This window comes from Stenotrophomonas sp. YJH_SMC_138 (assembly GCF_059369855.1).
The window spans coordinates 180,972-200,692 of sequence record NZ_JCAFTB010000001.1; the positions used below are offsets into that span (position 1 = coordinate 180,972).

Sequence of the window (19,721 nt, forward strand, 5' to 3'; positions counted from 1 at the left end):
GTTCACGCCCGGCGCCGGCACAGTCACGCAGTTGCCTGCCGTTTCGCACGCGCCTGGGCGATGGCCGCCACCAGCAGGTCGCCGGTCACCGGCTTGCGCAGGAAGCCATCGAAGCCGGCGGCCAGCACCTGGGTTTCGGCGTAGGCATCGGAACGGGCGGTCACTGCCACCAGCGGCAGTTCATAGCCCATGGTGCGCAGCTGGCGGGCGATGGCCGTACCGTCCAGCGCGGGCAGATCGAGATCGAGTAGGCCGACGTCGAAACCATCGGTGGCGATCTCCGACAGCGCGCCCAGGCCATGCAGCACGTGGACCACCTCATGCCCGCGCACCCGCAGCAGGCCGGCGATGACCTCGGCCACCGTGGCGTCGTCCTCGACCAGCAGGATGCGCAGCGGCGGCAGTTCCGGCAGGGCCGCCACCTCGCCCGCGGTGCCGGCGGCCTGGCGCGTCCAGGGCAGGGGCAGGCGCACGCGGAACCGCGCACCCTTGCCAGGCTGGCTGTCCACTTCGATACGCCCCCCCATCGCCACCGCCAGTTCCTGGCAGATCGCCAGTCCCAGGCCACTGCCGCCGTAGCGCGACGCGGTGCGCGGACCGTCGGCCTGTTCAAAACGATGGAACAGGCGCTGCTGCTGCTCGGCATTGATGCCCGGGCCACTGTCATGCACTTCGAAACACAGGCCGCCCTTCTCTTCCAGGCGCACGGCCAGGCCGACGTGGCCGCGCTCGGTGAACTTGATGGCGTTGCCGAGCAGGTTCAGCAGGATCTGGCGCACGCGCATCTCGTCGCCGCTGACACTGACCGGCCCTGCCGGGTTTTCACCGCGCCGGAATTCCAGCTGGCGCTGCTGCGCCATCGGCTGCATCAGGCCCTGCACCTGGTCGAGCAGTTCCTCCAGGTCGAACGGACGCAGATCCAGCTCAAGCCGCCCGGCTTCGATGCGGGCCAGGTCCAGCGCATCGTTGACCAGCCGCAGCAGATGGCTGCCGGCCTGCTGGATCGACCCCGCGTAGCCACGCTGCACCGGATCCAGCGGAGTCGCGAGCAGCAGTTCGCTCATGCCCAGCACGCCGGTCATCGGCGTGCGTACTTCGTGGCCCAGCGTGGCCAGGAAACGGCTCTTGGCCTGCGAGGCCTGCTCGGCCAGCTGCTGCTTGTGCACCGTCAGCTGCCATTGCTGGCGACGGCGCAGCCGCGCGCGGACCGACCAGACCAGGACCACCAGCAGCAGCGACCCCAGCAGGATGTAACCGAAGATCGCCATGCCGCTGCGCCACCACGGCGGCAGCACCTTCACCTGCAACTGCTGCGAAGGCGTCCACGCGCCCCGGGCGGTCGCTGCCTGCACCTCGATGACGTAGCTGCCGGTCGGCAGCCGCGACAGGGTGCGCTGGCCATCGCCCCCCTGCTCCACCCAGTCCTGGTCATAGCCCTGCACGCGGAAGCGGTAACGGTTGCCCTGCGGGCTGGCATAGGACAGCAGCCGCGCATCGATCTGCAGATCGCGGTCATCCGGTCCCAGCAACAGGGTGCCGGTGAGCGGCAACGGTTGCCAGCCGCGCGCGTCGTCGCGGCGTACGCGCACTTCGGCGATCACCAGCGATGAAGAAGGCAGCACCGTGTCGTCGGCATTCACATCGAAGGCAACCAACCCGGTCTGGGTGACGGCCAGCACGCGACCATCTGCATTCACTGCCGGTGGCCGGCCGGTGAACTCCGCATCGGACAGTCCATCGCGCTCGTTGAACTGCTGCAGGCGCCGCGTTTTCGGGTCCCAACGCAGCAGGCCGCGCGGCGTCGTCGCCCACAGCTGGCCGTTGCCGGCCAGCGCCAGCCCGCCCATGGTGACCGGCGGCACGCCTGCACTGCCATCGATGCGCTGGATCAGGCGCAGGCTCATGCCATCCCACTGGTAGCGCTCGAACGCGCCTTGGCGCGCCAGCCACAACTGTTGCGGATCGATCCACACCAGGTCGTAGATGGGCCCGCGCGAAACGCCCGGTACTGCCTCGAAGCGTCCAGCCTGCTCGCGCCAGATGCCCATGTCACCCATCACCCAGGGCCGGCCATGGGCGTCGAAGCGGATCTGCTCGATCGGCGCATCGGCGGTCCCGCGGAAATGCTCCAGCGGATAGCGGTGCAGCAGCCGGCCCTCTGCATCGCGCTGCTGCAGGTCCAGGCCCATCACCGACACCCACACCGTGCCATCAGGCGCCTGCCGCATCAGGTCGATGCGCTGGCGCAGGTCGGCACTGCCATCGATCCGCAGATCGCGCAGCGCGCCGGTAGCCGGATCGTAGACGGTGATGCGGCCGCCGCGTCCCAGCCACAGGCGCCCATCCGGGCGCGGCAGCACCGACCACACCACGCCGCTGCCGAGCTGCCGGTCGCTGGCCAGCAGGCGCAGGGTGCCCTGCGCATCGAGCTGGTACACCCCTCGCGCCGAGCCGACGTAGTAGTTCTTCCCATCGCTGGCCGCGCTCAACAGGTACTGGCTGTCCAGCGGCTTGCCGTCGAGCTGGTTCCAGATCGAGAAGCGCCGCCAGTCCGGTGGCAGATAGGCCAGGCCCTGGGTCAGCAGCGCCACCCACAATCCGCCCTCGTGGTCCTGCAGCAGATCGAGCACACCGCTGTGCGCGGTCAGGAAGCCGCTGCCGCGGTCGCCCTCCAGCCGGCGCAGCGCCGCCGCATCCCCCCGCAACAGGCCATCGGAGGTGCCAGCCCAGTAGCCCCCCTGGCGATCGGCCAGGACCAGGGCCGAGCGCAGCTGGGCGCTGTCGGCCCATCGCGGACGACTGACCCGGTCCTGCCCATCGATGCGGTACAGGCCATCGTTCTGGCTGCCGACCCAGATCGAACCCTCCGCATCCCGGCTCAACCGGAGCACGCTCAGCGTGCCCAGTTCCCGCGCGGCCACCGGCTCGAATCCGCTGCCGTTCCAACGCGCCACGCCCGCTTCGGTGCCCAGCCACAGGCGGCCCTGCGCATCGACCAGGCTGGTGAAGATGCTGTTGCTGGGCAGGCCCCCCGGCTGCGCCGGGTCATGGGTGTAGAGGCGCACGCTGCCGTCCTCGCCAAGCCGGCAGACGCCATGGTTGTTGGTCCCGATCCACAAGGCGTTGTCGACATAGGCCAGCGCCCAGAACTGCCCCTGGCAGGTGGAATTGACCGTGTCGAAGGTCCGGAAGCGCTCGCGGTCGGCATCCAGGCGGGCCACGCCCTTGCCGTTGATGCCCACCCAGACCCGGTCCAGCGGATCGATCAGCAGGGTCTCGATCTCGTTGCCGGGCAGCGAGCCCGGCTGTTCCGGATCGTGCTCCCAGACCCGCAGGCTGTTGCCGTCATAACGGGCGAGTCCACCATCGGTGGCGGCCCAGATGTGGCCCTGGCGATCCTCGGCCAGCGCCACCACCATGCGTGACGGCAAGCCTTCGGCGGCACCGAAGCGGCGCAGGCGCGGTGTTTCTGCCATGTCCAGGGTCGCAGCCGCCGTGGCCATCGCCATCAGCAGCAGTCCCATACCTGCGATGCCACGGCACCACCGGCGCCAGCCGCTCGTCATCCTGAACCCCCTGTCCTGGGCCGATTGTCACACAGGGCCGGGTTCATGGCTGCAACAGGCTGTTTCCAGCGGCGGCACCACCACGAACTGTTGCAGCCATGCACGCAACGTTGGCAGGGGGCTGTGCGTATGATCACAGCGTCACCTTCCGGAGCCCGCCATCGATGCGTCCCTGCCTGGCCCTGCTGCCGATGCTGCTTGCCACCGCCCCTGCCTGGGCGGCCGCCGACACCTATCGCCTCGATCCGGTGCACACGCGGGTGCTGTTCTCCATCGATCACGCGGGCTACTCGCAGGCCATGGGCACCGTGTCCGGCAGCGAGGGCCGCGTGCTGTTCGATCCCGACAACTGGCGCGACGCCACCCTGGAAGTGGACATTCCGGTGTCGCGTCTGGACCTTGGCGACGCCAAGTGGAACCAGGCCACGCTGGCCCGCAGCCTGCTCGATGGCGAGCGATTCCCCAGCGCACGCTTCGTCTCCAGCCGGGTCGAACCGATCGACGCCAAGCGTGCGCATGTGATCGGCACGCTGACCCTGCGCGGGGTCAGCCAGGAAGTCACCCTGGACGTGACCCTCAACGCGCTCAAGCGCTACCCGCTCCCTCCATTCCGACGCACCGCCGGGTTTTCCGCCAGCACGACGCTGAGCCGGCGCGCGTTCGGCATCACCGCCTGGCCGGGGGTCATCGGTGATGCGGTACAGGTGCGGATCGAGGCCGAAGCCACCCTCGACCGCAGCGACGCCCCGGGAACTCCCGCTCCCGTTCCACACTCCGACCACACGACGGCCCCCAAGGACCCTTCATGACCGCCAAGAACACCCCCGCCGCGTGGGGAAGTGTCAGCCAGCTCCTGCACTGGTTGATCGCACTGCTGATCCTCGCCCTGGGCGTGGTCGGCCTGACCATGGGCGAACTGCCCAAGACGCCCAAGTACTTCTGGGTCTACACCGCGCACAAGTCGATCGGCATCACCGTGCTGGCGCTGGTGCTGTTCCGTCTCGGCTGGCGCCTGTATGCCGGTGCGCCGAAGCCGGTGCCGGGCGTGCCCAGCTGGCAGGAACGCATCGCCAGTGCCACCCACGTGCTGCTGTACGTGCTGATGTTTGCCATTCCGCTGTCGGGCTGGCTGTACGATTCGGCCAGTGGCCTGCGCCCGTTCCGTTGGTTCGGCCTGGTCGACGTGCCCAAGCTGAGCGGCCCCGACCCGCAGGTCGTCGCGGTGTCCCATGCCCTCCACGAATACGGCTTCTGGCTGTTGATCGCGGTAGTGCTGGCCCATGCCGGCGCTGCCTTCTACCACCACCTGTTCCAGCGCGATGCAACGCTGTCCCGCATGTTGCCGCGCGGCTGGCTCGCCTCCCCTCAGAAGGACTGACCGATGAACCTGAAACTGACCACTCCGGCCGCCGTGGCTGCCGCCCTGGCCGGCATGCTGGCCACCGCCCCGGCGCTCGCTGCGGAGTATGCGCAGGCCCCCGGTGCCGGCTCGATCCTGGTGTTCGCCAGCAAGTACGACGGCGAAGTGTTCACCGGCAGCTTCCCGGGCTTCGCCACCAAGCTCAGCTTCGACCCGGCCAACCCGGCCGCCGGTTCGCTGGATGTGGTGATTCCGCTGGCAGGCGCCAGGAGCGGCAACAGCGACCGTGACTCGACCCTGCAGGGCGCCGACTTCTTCAATGTCGGCAAGTTCGCCACCGCGCGTTACACCGCCAAGGGCTTCCGCGCCGTGGGCAACGACCAGTTCGCCGCCGATGGCACCCTGGAACTGCGCGGCGTCAGCAAGCCGGTCACCCTGACCTTCACCTGGAAGCCGGGCACCCAGCCGGTACTGACCGGCAAGGCCACGGTCAAGCGCCTGGACTTCGGCGTCGGCGGCGGTGACTGGGCCGATACCAAGACCATTCCGGACGACACCGCGATCAGCACGATCGTGAAGTTCGACGCGAAATAAGACCATCCGGTGATGCCGTGCCCGTGGCCGGCATCACCGGGCATCGCAACAAATCCGGTAGTGCCGGCCGCTGGCCGGCATCACCGGGAACAGAGGGGTTGCCGGCCAGCGGCCGGCACTACTGATCGACGGCCAACCAGGCCTGCACCGTGGCCGCATCGAACGGCCAGTCCAGCTCGCGCTCGCCGCGCTCGTCGCGCAGCACCGGCACCCGCGTGCCATAGCGCGCTTCCAGCGCCGGCTGGTCATCCAGGAACACCGATTCGAACTCCGGCGCCCGCGCCTTGGCCAGCTCGGCCAGGGCCAGGTCGCACAGGTGGCAATCGTCACGCTGGATCAGGGTCAGCATCAGTCAGGCTCCCGTGGCGGAAATGCTGCGCCGCAGCCATCGGATGGCCCGGCAAGCCGCTAGAATAGCCGCTTGTCCGGTACCCGCAGTTTGGCATCCATGGCTGTCAGCACGTTCGACGTTTTCAAGATCGGCATTGGCCCGAGCTCCTCGCACACCGTCGGACCGATGAAGGCCGCCGAGCGATTCATCCATCGCTGGCTGCTCGACCCGGGCCGCCTGCACGAGGTCGCGCGCATCCGCGCCGATGTCTACGGCTCGCTGGCCTTGACCGGCCGCGGCCATGGCACCGACAAGGCGATCCTGCTGGGCCTGGAAGGCCAACGGCCTAACCTGATCGACCCGGACATCATTCCGGCCACCCTGGAGCGCATCCGCAGCAGCAAGCGCATCCAGCTGATGGGCCAGCACGAGATCGCCTTCGACGAGAAGCGCGATCTCGGCATGAACAAGCGCCAGAAGCTGCCCTACCACACCAACGGCATGCGCTTCACCGCGTACAACGCCGACGACGAAGTGATCGCGACCCGCGATTACTACTCGGTCGGTGGTGGCTTCGTGGTCAACCAGGACGACGCGGCCGATGACCGCATCGTGCCCGATGAAACCCCGCTGCCCTACCCGTTCAAGAGCGGCGACGAGCTGCTGGCACAGACCGCACGCAGCGGCCTGAGCATCGCCCAGCTGATGTTCGAGAACGAAAAGTGCTGGCGCAGCGAAGACGAGATCCGCGCCCAGCTGCGCGAGATCTGGAGCGCGATGCAGTCGTGCGTCACCCGCGGCATCCGCGAGGAGGGCGTGCTGCCGGGTGGCCTGAAGGTCGGCCGTCGTGCACCGGCGCTGTACCGCGAGCTGTCGTCGAAGCCGGAAGCGGCGATGCGCGATCCGCTGACGACGCTGGACTGGGTCAACCTGTACGCACTGGCAGTGAACGAAGAGAACGCTGCCGGTGGCCGCGTGGTGACCGCACCGACCAACGGTGCGGCCGGCGTACTGCCGGCGGTGCTGCATTACTTCGACCGCTTCTGCCCCGGCGCCAACGAACAGCGCGTGTTCGATTTCCTGCTGACCTCGGCGGCGATCGGCATCCTGTACAAGGAAAACGCTTCGATTTCCGGTGCCGAAGTGGGCTGCCAGGGCGAAGTGGGCGTGGCCTGCTCGATGGCGGCCGGTGGCCTGGTCGCGGCGCTGGGGGGCAACCCGAGCCAGATCGAGAACGCCGCGGAAATCGGCATGGAACACAACCTGGGCCTGACCTGCGACCCGATCGGCGGCCTGGTGCAGATTCCCTGCATCGAGCGCAATGCAATGGGCGCGGTGAAGGCGATCAATGCCTCGCGCATGGCGATGCGTGGCGACGGCAAGCACAAGGTGTCGCTGGACAAGGTCATCAAGACCATGCGCGATACCGGCCGCGACATGCAGGACAAGTACAAGGAAACCAGCCGCGGTGGCCTGGCGGTGAACGTCATCGAGTGCTGAGGGCGACCGGCTCCGGCGCGATGGCGACGGGCCACAGGTAGAGTCGACCGTCAGTCGACCATCGCGCGCAGCGCGGGATTTCCGCGGCCTGAGGGAAGAGCAGTCGACCAACAGTCGACTCTACCCGGTCACCCTTGCCCGTACGGGCGACACCGTCACCGCGTTCCGGTTAGGCTCGGGGCTTCCCCACCCCGGATTGCCCCATGCGCGTGATCGCTGCCGCCCTGCTTGCCTGCCTTCCGCTGGCCGCCCTGGCCGCCCCCACCTACGGGCCTCGGCTGGAGGGTTTCGACTACGGCTATCCGGTGAAGACCTTCGCGCTGGAATCGCAGCGGCAGCCGCTGGAGATGGCCTACCTGGACATCGCGCCGAAGAAGGCACCCATCGGCGTGGTGGTGCTGCTGCACGGCAAGAACTTCTGTGCCGCCACCTGGAAGGAATCGATCAAGCCACTGGTCGCCGCCGGCTATCGGGTGATCGCCCCGGACCAGGTGGGCTTCTGCAAATCCAGCAAGCCCGAGCGTTACCAGTATTCGTTCGCGCAGCTGGCCGCCAACACCCATGCCCTGCTGCAACAGCTGCAACTGGGTGACGTCCCGGTGCACCTGGTCGGTCATTCGATGGGCGGCATGCTGGCGGTGCGCTACGCGCTGATGTTCCCGCAGGACCTGCGCAGCCTGTCGCTGGTCAATCCGATCGGGCTGGAGGACTGGAAGGCGCTGGGCGTCCCCTGGCGCAGCGTCGACGCGTGGTACGCCGGCGAAATGAACATCAGCTATGACAGCATCCGCCGCTACCAGCTGGAGGTGTACTACGACGGCAAATGGAAACCGGCCTACGAACCGTGGGCGCGGATGCAGTCGGGCATGTACGAAGGCCCGGGCAAGCAGGCCGTTGCATGGAGCCAGGCGCTGGCCTCGGACATGGTGTTCAACCAGCCGGTGGTCTACGAACTGAAGCACGTGCAGGTGCCGACCACGCTGTTCATCGGCCAGAAGGACCGCACCGCGATCGGGCGCGACCTGGCGCCGCCTGCGGTGAAGGCGACGCTGGGCAATTATCCGGTGCTGGGCAAAGCAGCGGCCGCAGCGATTCCCGGCGCGACGCTGGTCGAGTTCGCCGAACTGGGCCATTCGCCGCAGGTGCAGGACCCCAAGCAGTTCAACAGCGCGTTGTTGAAGGCCCTGAAGTCCCGCTGACCGGCAGGCGTGCCCTCTGTAGAGCCGAGCCCACGCTCGGCTCATGCGGCAGGACCGGGGTTCTGTCAGGAGCAGCCGAGCGTGGGCTCGGCGCTACAGGAACAATGCGATCAACCCACGATCCGCAGCACGTCATCCAGCAACGCAGCCGCAGTGACTTCCGCGCCGGCACCCGGCCCCTGGATCAACAAGGGTTGGTGGCGGTAGCGATCGCTGTGGATGGCCACGCGGTTGTCGGTGCCGGCACCCTGCGCCAGCGGATGATCGGCCGGCAGTTCGCGCAGGCCCACCTGCGCACCTTCGCTGTCAACACGGCCAACGAAACGCAGCACGCGGCCGTTGTCACGTGCCTGCTGCCAACGCGCCTGCAGCGGCGCATCCAGCTGCTCCAAGGCAGCCACGGCATCCTCCAGCGGCAACGCTGCCAGCGCTTCAGGCACCAGTGAATCCACCTGTACCTGCGACGCATCCAGCGCCAGCCCGCTGCTGCGCGCCAGGATCAGCAGCTTGCGGCGCACGTCCTCGCCGGACAGGTCCAGGCGCGGGTCTGGCTCGGTATAACCGGCCGCCAGCGCCTCGCGCACCGCCGCCGAGAACGGCGACTGGCCGTCATAGCGATGGAACAGCCACGCCAGCGAGCCGGACAGCACGCCCTCGATGGCATGGATGTGATCGCCACCGGCCACCAGCGCGCGCAGGCTGCTCAACAGCGGCAGCCCGGCACCAACGGTGGCACTGTCGCCATAACGCGCGCCACTGTCGGCACAGCTTTCGGCAATGGCCCGCGCGCGGGCGAGCTGCGCGCCCCGGCCCAGCTTGTTGGCGGTCACCACATGCACGCCGCGCGCCAGCCATTGCACGTGACGGGCGGCCACGTCTTCACTGGCCGTGGCATCGACCACCACGTCGCCACGCTCCAGCCCTTCGGCGCTCGCCCATGGTGGCGAACTGTGGCCATCGCGGGGGGCTCGACGTGCCAGTTCCAAGGGCAGCGCCAGGTCGCGATCGATCTCCAGCGCGGTGCGCGAGTTGGCCAGCCATTGCACGCTGGGCAGTTCCAACCCGCGTGCCTGCAGCGCCTGGTAGCGCTGTACGAAGGCCGAACCGACCGTGCCCGTACCGAGCAGCGCCAGGCGTCCCGCCCCCAGCGCAGGAATGTCAGCGGCGAGTGCGCTCATGCGTCCACCACCTGTTTGCGGCGGGCGGCCGCATCGATCACCGCTTCGGCGCGCTGCAGCGCGGCGCCGAGATCGGCCAGCAGGTCACGCTCGGCCTCGATGCCGACCGACAGGCGCAGCAGCCCTTCGCTGATGCCGGCGGCTGCACGCGCTTCGGCGGTCATCGCCGCATGAGTCATCGTGGCCGGATGTGCGATCAGGCTTTCGACGCCGCCCAGCGATTCGGCCAGGGTGAAACAGCGTAGCCCGTCCACAAATGCACGCACCGCCGCATGCGGATCATCACCGGCGCAGTGCGCCAGTTCGAATGACAGCATCGCGCCGAAGCCATTCTGCTGGCGCGCGGCGATGGCGTGGCCCGGGTGATCGGCCAGGCCCGGGTAGTACACCGCGCCGACCGCCGGATGCTGGTCCAGCAGGGCAACGATCGACGCCGTGTTTTCCTGGTGCACGCGCAGGCGCGCATCCAGCGTGCGCAGGCCGCGCAGGGTCAGGAAGGCATCGAACGGCGAACCGGTCAGGCCCAGCGCGTTGCCCCACCACACCAGCTGCTCGTGCAGCGCCGGATCGCGCGCGACCACCGCCCCACCCACCACATCGCTGTGGCCATTGATGTACTTGGTGGTGGAATGCAGCACCAGGTCCGCACCAAACGACAGCGGCTGCTGCAGCGCCGGTGACAGGAAGGTGTTGTCGACCACCACGAGGGCACCGGCCTTGTGCGCGGCATCGATGACGAAGCGCAGGTCGGTGATGCGCAGCAGCGGGTTGGACGGGGTTTCCACCAGCACCAGCTTTGGCTGCGTGGCCAGCGCCTGCGCCAGCGCTCGCGGATCGGTCAGGTCGGCGGTGACCAGTTCGAAGTGCCCCTTCTTTGCCAACGCGTTGAACAGCCGCCAGCTGCCGCCGTAGGCATCGTGCGGCACCACCAGGGTGTCGCCCGGCTGCAGCAGCGCGTTCAGCACCAGGTTGATCGCGCCCATGCCGGTCGCGGTGATGACGCCGCCGGCGCCGCATTCCAGTTCGGCCAGCGCTTCACCCAGCAGGTCGCGGGTCGGGTTGCCACTGCGCGTGTAATCGTACTGGCGCTTGTTGCCGAAGCCTTCAAAACTGAAGTTCGACGACAGCACGATCGGCGGCGTGACCGCGCCATGCGCGGTGTCCCGATCGATGCCGGCACGGACGGCGGCAGTGGTACGACTACAGGACGGCTCGTTGGCGTGCAGGCTCATGCGGACTCTCCAGAAGTGCGGAAGGCGGTGGCGAGGATCGCATCGATGCGATCGGTTTCTTTGAGGAAGGCATCGTGGCCATAGGGCGAGCGCAGCACGCGCAGGCTGCCGCGCGGGCCCAGCCCTTCGACCAGGCCGACCAGGTCGGCCAGCGGCACCAGGCGGTCGCCCTCCACGGCCACCACCACGGTCGGCGGCAGGATCGCGGTGGGATCGACGCGGTGCAGGTCGATTGATTCGGACAGGCGCAGGTAAGCGGTCACTGGCGTGCGCGCGACGTACTGCGCACCGGCCGCGTCGAGATAGTCTTCGGCAGCCACGCGCACGCGGCCATTGATGACCTCCGGCGCAGCATCAAAGCGCTCGCCGAACTCTTCCGGGGTGCGGTAGCTGAGCATGGCGAACTGCCGGGCCAGGGCCAGGCCGTGGTCTTCGCCGCACTGCAGCTGGCCCAGCGCGACCGCGCGGCGCTGCAATGCGCGCCAGGCGGCGGCATACGGATGCGGTCGGTGCGCACCGCTGGCCAGCACCAGCTGGCGCACGCGGGCACGATGACGGATCGCGAACTGCTGGCCGACCAGCGCGCCATACGAATAGCCAACGAAGGCCTTCAGCGTGCGGATGCCGAGATGGTCCAGCAGCAGCGCCAAGGCATCGGCCTGGTCGGCGGTATCGATCGGCACATCCAGTGCACCGTCGGCGCCGATGAAGTCGAAGGCCAGCACGCGCAGCTGCTGCGGATCCAGCGCGCGGCCGCTGCCCACCAGGTCTTCGGCCCAGCCCTTCTCGCGGAACTGCGTGTTGGACGCCACGTGGCGATGGGCGGAAATGCCGCCGGCCAGCACCACCACCGGTGCATTGGCCGGACCGACCCACTCATAGCGCAGGCGCACCGGGCTGGGGCCGGCGTGGCGCATCGACAGCACCGCGGCGAACTCACCGCGCTCGGCATGCACGCGGTCTTCGACCGGCACGCTGACGGGGACAAAGGGTTCGGGGCGAATGGCGGTACTGGCGGCGAAGCTCATGGCGGGATCCGGTTGGGGAATCGGCCATCGAGCCTTCGCGGGGCCCGCGTTCGAGATGCACGTGTGGTGCATGGTTCGAACCATCTTTCGGTGGACGCCACGGTCCCCGCAGGATTTGGCACCTACGCAGACGCTTGCGCGCCTGCGGGCTGCCCCGGCTTCAAAGGGCCTGTCCCTCTGCCGGTCTCGATGGTGGGGCCACGATGCCAGCCCTTTCCGGCACTGTCAATCCCTTCATGCGGATAAAGCGATGAATATTCTTGGGACAGCTATGCGAAGGCCGTCCCGGTCGCCCTGTTCAGGATCGGGTACAGTCCGGGCGGTCCATTCCGCTGGAAACGCCGATGTCGCGCCTGCCCCTGTCCTGCCTGCTGCTGCCTCTGCTGGCGAGCGCGACCGCACACGCCGGCGACTGGCGCCAGGGCTGGGGACTGGCTCCCCCTTCCGCCCCGGCCACCCGCGCAGGCAGTGCCGAGGGCGCCGCCCCCATGGCCCAATTGCGCCTGCAGCCGGTCGGTACGCAATGGCAGGCCCGGATCGACAACGGGCTGGCAGGGCCGCTGCAGATCCAGCTGCGCGCCGCCCCCGGGCACCCGGTCGAAGGCCTCCCGGTCGAGTCGCTGATCCAGGGCGACAGCAGCCTGGTAGTCGGCCACCTGCCCGCCCCGATCGATGGCCGCATGCTGGATCTGCGCCTGCAGTCGGTGCCGGGCAACCCGGCCGCACAGGCCGAAGATGTCGCCTACCGCCTGCCATTCGATGCGGCGCGCCTGCGCGTGGACCAGGCGCCGCAGGGACGATTCAGCCATGACGACGAGGAGAACCGCGACGCGGTCGACTTCGCACTGCCGGAGGGCACCCTGGTGCTGGCCGCGCGCGAGGGTACGGTGATGCAGATCCAGGATGGCTTCCGTGGCAACGGCCAGGACCGCGAACGCGATGGTGCCCGCGCCAACTTCATCCGCGTGCTGCACAGCGACGGCAGCATGGCGCTGTACGGCCACCTGCAGGCCGGCGGCATGCGCGTGCGTCGTGGCCAGGCGATAGGGGCCGGACAGCCGATCGGCCTGTCTGGCAACAGCGGCTACAGCAGTGCCCCGCACCTGCACTTCGTGGTGCAGGTCAATCGCGGCATGGGCCTGCGCTCGGTGCCGGTGCGCATCTTCGCCGAGCAGGGCCAGCTGCAGTTCGCCCGCCAGGGCGAGGCCGAAGGCGGTACCGGGCGCTGACCGCCCCAGGCCGGTATAATCGGGCGCTTATCTCTTTGAAGAGCGCCCCGGGCGGGCGCCACTGCCATGTCCGAAGTCGCCAACGAAGCGTCGCGTCGCCGCACCTTCGCCATCATTTCCCACCCTGACGCCGGCAAGACCACGCTGACCGAAAAGCTGCTGCTGTTCGGGGGCGCGATCCAGATGGCCGGTTCGGTCAAGGGCCGCAAGGCTGCCCGCCACGCCACCTCCGACTGGATGGCGCTGGAAAAGGAGCGCGGCATCTCCGTCACCTCCTCGGTGATGCAGTTCCCGTATGAAGGCAAGATCGTCAACCTGCTCGACACCCCCGGCCACGCCGACTTCGGCGAAGACACCTACCGCGTGCTGACCGCGGTGGACTCGGCGCTGATGGTGATCGACGTGGCCAAGGGCGTGGAAGAGCGCACCATCAAGCTGATGGAAGTGTGCCGCCTGCGCGACACCCCGATCATGACCTTCATCAACAAGCTCGACCGCGAGGGCAAGGACCCGATCGAGCTGCTGGATGAAGTGGAAACCGTGCTCGGCATTCAGTGTGCGCCGGTCACCTGGCCGATCGGCATGGGCCAGCGCCTGAAGGGCGTGGTCCACCTGCTGACCGGCGAAGTGCACCTGTACGAACCGGGCCGCAACTTCACCCGCCAGGACTCGACCATTTTCCCGTCCATCGATGCTCCCGGCCTGGCCGAGAAGATCGGTGCACAGATGCTGGCCGACCTGCGCGACGAGCTGGAACTGGTGCAGGGCGCCAGCCACCCGTTCGACCTGCAGGCCTATCGCGAGGGCAAGCAGACGCCGGTGTTCTTCGGCTCGGGCGTCAACAACTTCGGCGTGCAGCCGCTGCTGGACTTCTTCGTCGAACACGCACCCGCACCGCAGGCGCGCTCCACCACCGGCCGCGAGATCGCCCCGGAAGAAAACAAGCTGACCGGCTTCGTGTTCAAGATCCAGGCCAACATGGACCCGCAGCACCGCGACCGCGTGGCCTTCATGCGGGTCTGCTCGGGCCGCTTCAGCGCCGGCATGAAGACCTTCCACGTGCGTACCGGCAAGGAAATGAAGCTGGCCAACGCGCTGACCTTCATGGCCAGCGACCGTGAGATCGCCGCCGAGGCGTGGCCGGGCGATGTGATCGGCATCCACAACCACGGCACCATCTCCATTGGCGATACCTTCACCGAAGGCGAAGCGGTCACCTTCACCGGGATCCCCAACTTCGCCCCGGAACTGTTCCGCCGCGCCCGCCTGCGCGATCCGCTCAAGCTCAAGCAGCTGCAGAAGGGCCTGGCCCAGCTGTCCGAGGAAGGCGCGACCCAGTTCTTCCGCCCGCTCACCAGCAACGACCTGATCCTGGGTGCCGTCGGCGTGCTGCAGTTCGATGTGGCCGCCTACCGCCTGAAGGACGAGTACGGCGTGGAAGCCACCTTCGAGCCGGTGAGCGTGACCACTGCGCGCTGGGTCCACTGCAGCAACGAGAAGAAGCTGGAAGAGTTCCGCGAGAAGAACGCGCTGAACCTGGCGCTGGATGCCGCCGGGCACCTGGTCTACCTGGCGCCGACCCGGGTCAACCTGCAGCTGGCCCAGGAACGCTCGCCGGACGTGCGCTTCTCTGCCACCCGCGAAGCGGCGCATACCGTTTCGGCAGGCTGATGCCACGGGGTCGGATCCCTTTCCGGCAGGAAAGGGCTCTGACCCCAGCCAAGGCAAGGCAGGCATTCACCCACCATACGGTGACAGGCGTGCACGCATCGCCCATCGCGGCGATGATAGGGGGGTGCGGGTCCCCCTCCCCGCGAACAATGCCTACGCCATGTCCACGACGTCCATTGCTTCGATCCGTGAAGAAATCGCCAGCGCCCTGACCCATGGCCTGGGCGCGGTATTCGCCCTGGCAGCCAGCGCGGTGTTGATCACCCTGGCGGCGATCTACGGCGACGGCTGGCAGCTGGCCAGCGCGATCGTATTCGGTATCGCGCTGTTGCTGCTGTACACCGCCTCCACGCTGTACCACGCCATCCAGCATCCGGTCGCCAAGGGCCGGTTGAAGGTGTTCGACCATTGCGCGATCTATGTGCTGATCGCGGGCACCTATACCCCGTTCACCCTGATCGGCCTGCGCGGTCCGTGGGGCTGGGGCCTGTTCACCGCGATCTGGGCGCTGGCGCTGGGCGGCGTGGTGTTCAAGCTGTTCTACACCGGCCGCTTCAAGGTGCTCTCAACGGTGATCTACATCGCCATGGGCTGGCTGGTGGTCGTGGCGATCAAGCCGATGTGGGCCTCGATCGATGGCGGCACCCTCACCTGGCTGTTCGCCGGCGGCCTGTCGTACACGCTGGGGACCTATTTCTACCACCGTGAATCGATCCCGTACTCGCATGCCATCTGGCACCTGTTCGTGATCGGCGGCAGCGTCTGCCACTTCGTCGCGGTCACCATGCAGGTGCTGTAACGGCCGCTCGACGGCAGCGCGTGCACACCATGCACATGGTCGCTTCGCGCCCTGTCCACGAAGAGGGGGCAACCATGGCAGCGTGAATGCTGCCGCCTCCCCTGCCGCAAAGCGCACGCCCCGCTGGCGCCTCCGCCGCCCCGGCCCACGAGGCCGGCGCTGGCTCACGATCCTGATCTTCCTGCTGGCGGCGATCCTGGTACTGATCGCGTTGTGGGACTGGAACTGGTTCAAGGGGCCGGTGGAGCGCGCGGTGCAGGCACGCACCGGCCGCGTGCTGCACATCGGGAACCTTGATGTCGACCTCGGCCGCACCAGCACGATCCGCGCCGATGCGGTCACCTTCGCCAATGCCAGCTGGGCGAAACAACCCGATATGGCCAGCGCCGACCGCGTCGAGATCGACGTGCGGGTCTGGCCCCTGCTGCGCGGCAGCGTGCAGCTGCCCGAAGTGCGCCTGACCCGGCCGGACGTGCTGCTGGAAACCGCCCCGCGCAAAGGCGAACCGGGCAACTGGGATTTCCTCGGTGACAGCGCCGGCAGGACCAGCCCCCAGCTCAAACGGCTGCGCGTCGATGACGGTCGCCTGCAGTTCCTCGATGCGCTCGGCCGCACCGATATCCGCGTGGACGTGCGCAGCGGCCAGCCGAAACAGGCCGACGCGGCGCCACCGCTGCTGGTGCAGGGCAAGGGACGCTGGCAGGGCAATCCGTTCACCCTGCGCGGTGGTACTGAATCACCGCTGGAGCTGACCGACAGCGGCCACCCGTTCCTCATCCACCTCGACGGTCGCGCTGGCGCCACCCACGCCGTCGCCAGCGGCACATTGACCAATCCCTTCCAGCTGCGCGTGTTCGACCTGCAGTTCGCGCTCAGCGGCCAGGACCTGGCCGACCTCTACCCCTTGCTCGGCATCGCCATTCCGCCGTCCCCGCCCTACGCGTTGAACGGTCGGCTCAAGCGTGACCACGACCTCTGGCGTTACGAGCAGTTCACCGGCAAGGTCGGCGACAGCGACCTCGGTGGCAACCTGCAGTTCGAAGTGGGAGGCGCGCGCCCGCGACTGACCGCCACGCTGGAATCCAGACGCCTGGACTTCGATGACCTGGCCGGCTTCGTCGGTGCGCCACCGAAGACCGGCGGCGGCGAAACCGCCAATGCAGAGCAGAAGGCCGAGGCCGCACGGGTCGCCGCGCGTGCGCGTGTGTTGCCGGACACGCCCTACAACCTCGGCAAGCTGCGTGCGATGGATGCCGACGTGCGTTGGAAAGCCCACCGCATCAACGCGCCGTCATTGCCATTGGACGACATGGATGCACACCTGTTGCTGGATGACGGTGTGCTGCGGCTGGACCCACTGAACTTCGGCGTCGCCGGCGGCGACATCCGCAGCACGATCCGCATGGACGCGCGCCAGCCGCAGATCAGTACCGCGCTGAAGGCCAGTGTGCGCGGTGTGCAGCTTGGCCAGTTGTTCCCCGACGCCAAGCTGGCCGAACAGGCCAAGGGCGGCATCGGCGGCGAGGTGGACCTGAGTGGCCGCGGCAATTCGATCGCCGCGATGCTCGGCAGCAGCAGCGGCAAGGTCGGCCTGGCGATGGGCCGTGGCCATGTCGGCAACCTGGTGATGGAACTGGCCGGCCTGGACATCACCGAGTCGCTGAAATTCCTGGTGACCGGCGACAAGCAGATTCCCCTGCGTTGCGCCTTCGCCGACTTCGGCGTGCGCGACGGCCTGATGACCAGCCAGGCGCTGGCGGTGGATACCACCGACACGATCCTCATCGGCGAAGGCACGGTCAGCCTGCGCGACGAGAGCCTGGACCTGCTGTTGAAGCCACGCCCGAAGGACAAGAGCATCCTGGTGCTGCGCTCGCCACTGCACATCGCCGGCACTTTCAAGGACCCGTCGTTCCGCCCGGACTTCAAGGCGCTGGGCATCCGCGGCGCGGTGGCCCTGGCACTGGGCAGCATCGCCCCGCCGGCGGCATTGCTGGCAACCATCGAACTGGGGCCGGGCAAGGATGCCGACTGCGGGGGGCAGTATGCGAAGTAGGAGCGTTCGTTCGTGGCGCCTGGACTGATCGTGGTTTGAGGGGGACGAGTGACAGTTTCCTGCGCGCGCGGAACGAGAGCGGAAATTCAAAGTCAAAAGAAAAAAGCAAAGTCAAAAGCTGTTGCCAACCAAGGTTGGCAGCTACCAAAGGCAGTCAACCGACGCGGCAACCCACCGCACTCGCGGGACGAGTCCTGAGGCGGAGTGCATGGCCGTGCAGGACCGTTGGCGCCATGGGCCCGAGGCATGCCTCGGGCGGGTTGGACAGGACGCCCAACCCCGGTCTTGCCGTGTGCGCAGGACAGCGCACACGAGCAAGGCGCCATCGAGCCCCCATGGGTGAGGGCGCTTTGCTTGCGAAGCACTGCTTCGCAAGCGCCCGAACGCACAGCCGCCAGCGGCTGGGCCGGACCGCGGAGCGGGGTTTACGGCGTGTCCTGCATGGCCATGCCCTCCGCCTCCCCCGCATCAGGAAGGCGCTGCTTTGGCTTTGGCTTTGGCTTTGGCTTTGGCTTTGAGCTTCGAAAAGCGGGCCGGCGGGCCGCAGGCCCGCCGGTGAACACCTCACCCCGCCACGATGTACTGCTGCAGCTGGTCCAGCTCGCGCCGCTGCGCATCAATCACCGACTTCACCAGGTCACCGATGGAGATCACCCCCAGCACCTGCGCGCCCTCCACCACCGGCAGATGGCGGATGCGGTAGTCGGTCACCAGTTGCAGGCAATGCTCCACCTGCTCACCGGGCGACACCGTCACCACCTGCGCCGTCATGATCTCCGCCACCGCGGTATCGCGCGATGAACGATCACGCAGCACGATCTTGCGTGCGTAGTCACGCTCGGACAGGATCCCGACCAGCCGCGGCCCGTCCATCACCAGTACCGCACCGATGCCCTTTTCCGCCATCAACCGGATCGCATCGATCACCGCCGCGTCCGGCGCGACCGCATGTACTTCAGGAGACTTGCCATCCAACAGTTGTCGTACCGTCGTCATCTGCCTGCCCTCCGAGGGTGGGTTGCAGGGCCGAGTCTGCCACGGCGGATGCTAGCCACGCGTCAACCAGGTACAACGGCCGCTGCTTGGACTCTTCGTACAGCCGCCCCAGGTACTCTCCCACCAGCCCCAGCGCGATCAACTGCACTCCCCCCAGGAACAGGATCACCGCCATCATCGTCGGCCAACCCGCCACCCGGTCGCCATACAGCGCCGCCTTCACGATCACCCACAGGCCGAACACGAACGCGACTGCGGCGGTTGCCAGTCCCAGGTAGGTGGCAGCCCGCAGCGGCACAGTCGAGAAGCCGGTGATGCCTTCGAGGGCGAAATTCCACAGCCGCCACAGGCTGAATTTGCTGGTGCCGGCCACGCGCGCGTGGCGGTGATAGGGCACGGCAATCCGCTTGAAGCCTACCCAGCTGAAAAGCCCCTTCATGAAACGGTGGCGCTCACGCATCCCGCGCAGGGCGCTCAGCGCGCGCGGGGACAGCAGGCGGAAATCTCCGGTATCGGCCGGAATCGGCGTACGCGACAGGCGACCCATCACCCGGTAGAACATCGCTGCCGTGGCGCGCTTGATCCAGGACTCGCCATCGCGGGCCATGCGCGTGCCGTAGACGTTGTCATGGCCCTCGCGCCAGCGCGCGACGAATTGCGGCACCAGCTCCGGCGGGTCCTGGCCGTCGGCATCGAGGATCATCGCTGCCCCCTCGTGCACCAGATCCAGGCCCGCGGTCAGCGCCGCCTCCTTGCCGAAGTTGCGCGACAGCTTCAGCGCCGAGACGCGCGCATCAGCCTGGGCCAACCCCGCGATCACCTCCCATGTGCGGTCATGACTGCCGTCATCCACATAGAGGATGTGGCCGTCGATGTCGGGCATGCCGTCCAGCACCGCGCACAGCCGTGGATGCAGCAGCGGTAATGCCAGGGCCTCGTTGTAGGCGGCGATGACAAAAGTGAGCCGTTCGCGGGTCATGCC

At 67.9% G+C, this 19,721-nt stretch carries 16 protein-coding genes and 1 riboswitch; of the genes, 9 read left to right on the top strand and 7 right to left on the bottom strand.

Annotated features, from left to right (window positions below):
* Positions 1-23: 23 nt before the first annotated feature.
* The gene (locus AC5P7I_RS00825; RefSeq protein ID WP_075077169.1) at positions 24-3,566 is read right to left on the bottom strand and encodes a sensor histidine kinase; all 3,543 of its coding nucleotides are present in this window, start codon (positions 3,564-3,566) and stop codon (positions 24-26) included.
* Between the two features lie 164 nt (positions 3,567-3,730).
* Between AC5P7I_RS00825 and AC5P7I_RS00830 the strand changes: the two genes are divergently transcribed.
* The 3 genes from AC5P7I_RS00830 to AC5P7I_RS00840 are packed head-to-tail and all read left to right on the top strand — an operon-like array spanning position 3,731 to position 5,520.
* Positions 3,731-4,375, top strand: coding sequence for a YceI family protein (locus tag AC5P7I_RS00830; protein WP_014648056.1), 645 nt, complete (start codon positions 3,731-3,733; stop codon positions 4,373-4,375).
* A complete protein-coding gene (locus tag AC5P7I_RS00835; protein ID WP_032957065.1) occupies positions 4,372-4,944 on the top strand; it encodes a cytochrome b in 573 nt (190 codons plus the stop codon). The genes AC5P7I_RS00830 and AC5P7I_RS00835 overlap by 4 nt, the downstream gene beginning before the upstream one ends.
* A gap of 3 nt (positions 4,945-4,947) precedes the next feature.
* On the top strand, positions 4,948-5,520 hold the full coding sequence (locus AC5P7I_RS00840; protein WP_014648058.1) for a YceI family protein: 573 nt from the start codon (positions 4,948-4,950) through the stop codon (positions 5,518-5,520).
* A gap of 118 nt (positions 5,521-5,638) precedes the next feature.
* On the opposite strand, the gene AC5P7I_RS00845 is transcribed toward AC5P7I_RS00840, so the two are convergent.
* Positions 5,639-5,869 (bottom strand): glutaredoxin family protein, encoded by a 231-nt coding sequence (locus AC5P7I_RS00845; protein ID WP_014648059.1) that lies wholly within the window; start codon positions 5,867-5,869, stop codon positions 5,639-5,641.
* Positions 5,870-5,968: 99 nt separating this feature from the next.
* Here AC5P7I_RS00845 and AC5P7I_RS00850 point away from each other — a divergent pair, with 99 nt between their 5' ends.
* Both AC5P7I_RS00850 and AC5P7I_RS00855 read left to right on the top strand, forming a co-directional pair.
* Complete coding sequence (locus AC5P7I_RS00850) at positions 5,969-7,351, top strand: L-serine ammonia-lyase (protein ID WP_006464040.1); 1,383 nt, start codon at positions 5,969-5,971, stop codon at positions 7,349-7,351.
* A 203-nt stretch (positions 7,352-7,554) separates the two neighbouring features.
* Complete coding sequence (locus tag AC5P7I_RS00855) at positions 7,555-8,550, top strand: alpha/beta fold hydrolase (RefSeq protein ID WP_014648060.1); 996 nt, start codon at positions 7,555-7,557, stop codon at positions 8,548-8,550.
* 110 nt (positions 8,551-8,660) lie between these two features.
* On the opposite strand, the gene AC5P7I_RS00860 is transcribed toward AC5P7I_RS00855, so the two are convergent.
* Genes AC5P7I_RS00860 through metX form a run of 3 tightly spaced genes read right to left on the bottom strand, consistent with a single transcriptional unit; the run spans position 8,661 to position 11,988 of the window.
* Positions 8,661-9,728, bottom strand: coding sequence for a homoserine dehydrogenase family protein (locus AC5P7I_RS00860; RefSeq protein ID WP_262088051.1), 1,068 nt, complete (start codon positions 9,726-9,728; stop codon positions 8,661-8,663).
* Positions 9,725-10,960, bottom strand: a complete 1,236-nt coding sequence (locus AC5P7I_RS00865) for an O-succinylhomoserine (thiol)-lyase (RefSeq protein WP_262088052.1) — start codon at positions 10,958-10,960, stop codon at positions 9,725-9,727. The genes AC5P7I_RS00860 and AC5P7I_RS00865 overlap by 4 nt, the downstream gene beginning before the upstream one ends.
* Entirely contained in the window at positions 10,957-11,988 is a 1,032-nt protein-coding gene (metX, locus tag AC5P7I_RS00870) for a homoserine O-succinyltransferase MetX (protein WP_014648063.1), read from the bottom strand. Before metX ends, AC5P7I_RS00865 begins: the two co-directional genes overlap by 4 nt.
* Positions 11,989-12,065: 77 nt before the next feature.
* Positions 12,066-12,184, bottom strand: a riboswitch (SAM riboswitch).
* 148 nt (positions 12,185-12,332) lie between these two features.
* On the opposite strand from metX, the gene AC5P7I_RS00875 reads away from it, so the two are divergent.
* The 4 genes from AC5P7I_RS00875 to AC5P7I_RS00890 all read left to right on the top strand — a co-directional run bounded on the left by AC5P7I_RS00875 (position 12,333) and on the right by AC5P7I_RS00890 (position 17,743).
* The gene (locus AC5P7I_RS00875; RefSeq protein ID WP_046432023.1) at positions 12,333-13,217 is read left to right on the top strand and encodes a M23 family metallopeptidase; all 885 of its coding nucleotides are present in this window, start codon (positions 12,333-12,335) and stop codon (positions 13,215-13,217) included.
* A gap of 66 nt (positions 13,218-13,283) precedes the next feature.
* Positions 13,284-14,888, top strand: a complete 1,605-nt coding sequence (locus tag AC5P7I_RS00880; protein WP_014648065.1) for a peptide chain release factor 3 — start codon at positions 13,284-13,286, stop codon at positions 14,886-14,888.
* Positions 14,889-15,048: 160 nt separating this feature from the next.
* Positions 15,049-15,687 carry a PAQR family membrane homeostasis protein TrhA gene (gene trhA / locus AC5P7I_RS00885; RefSeq protein WP_005410682.1) on the top strand — a complete coding sequence of 213 codons (639 nt, stop codon included), beginning with the start codon at positions 15,049-15,051 and terminating at the stop codon, positions 15,685-15,687.
* An 82-nt stretch (positions 15,688-15,769) separates the two neighbouring features.
* Positions 15,770-17,743, top strand: coding sequence for an AsmA family protein (locus tag AC5P7I_RS00890; RefSeq protein WP_262088053.1), 1,974 nt, complete (start codon positions 15,770-15,772; stop codon positions 17,741-17,743).
* A 564-nt stretch (positions 17,744-18,307) separates the two neighbouring features.
* Here the strand turns inward: AC5P7I_RS00890 and AC5P7I_RS00895 are convergent.
* Together AC5P7I_RS00895 and AC5P7I_RS00900 are read right to left on the bottom strand one after the other, a co-directional pair.
* On the bottom strand, positions 18,308-18,739 hold the full coding sequence (locus AC5P7I_RS00895; protein WP_012511858.1) for a CBS domain-containing protein: 432 nt from the start codon (positions 18,737-18,739) through the stop codon (positions 18,308-18,310).
* Positions 18,699-19,718, bottom strand: a complete 1,020-nt coding sequence (locus tag AC5P7I_RS00900; protein WP_046432038.1) for a glycosyltransferase family 2 protein — start codon at positions 19,716-19,718, stop codon at positions 18,699-18,701. Before AC5P7I_RS00900 ends, AC5P7I_RS00895 begins: the two co-directional genes overlap by 41 nt.
* Positions 19,719-19,721 lie beyond the last annotated feature (3 nt).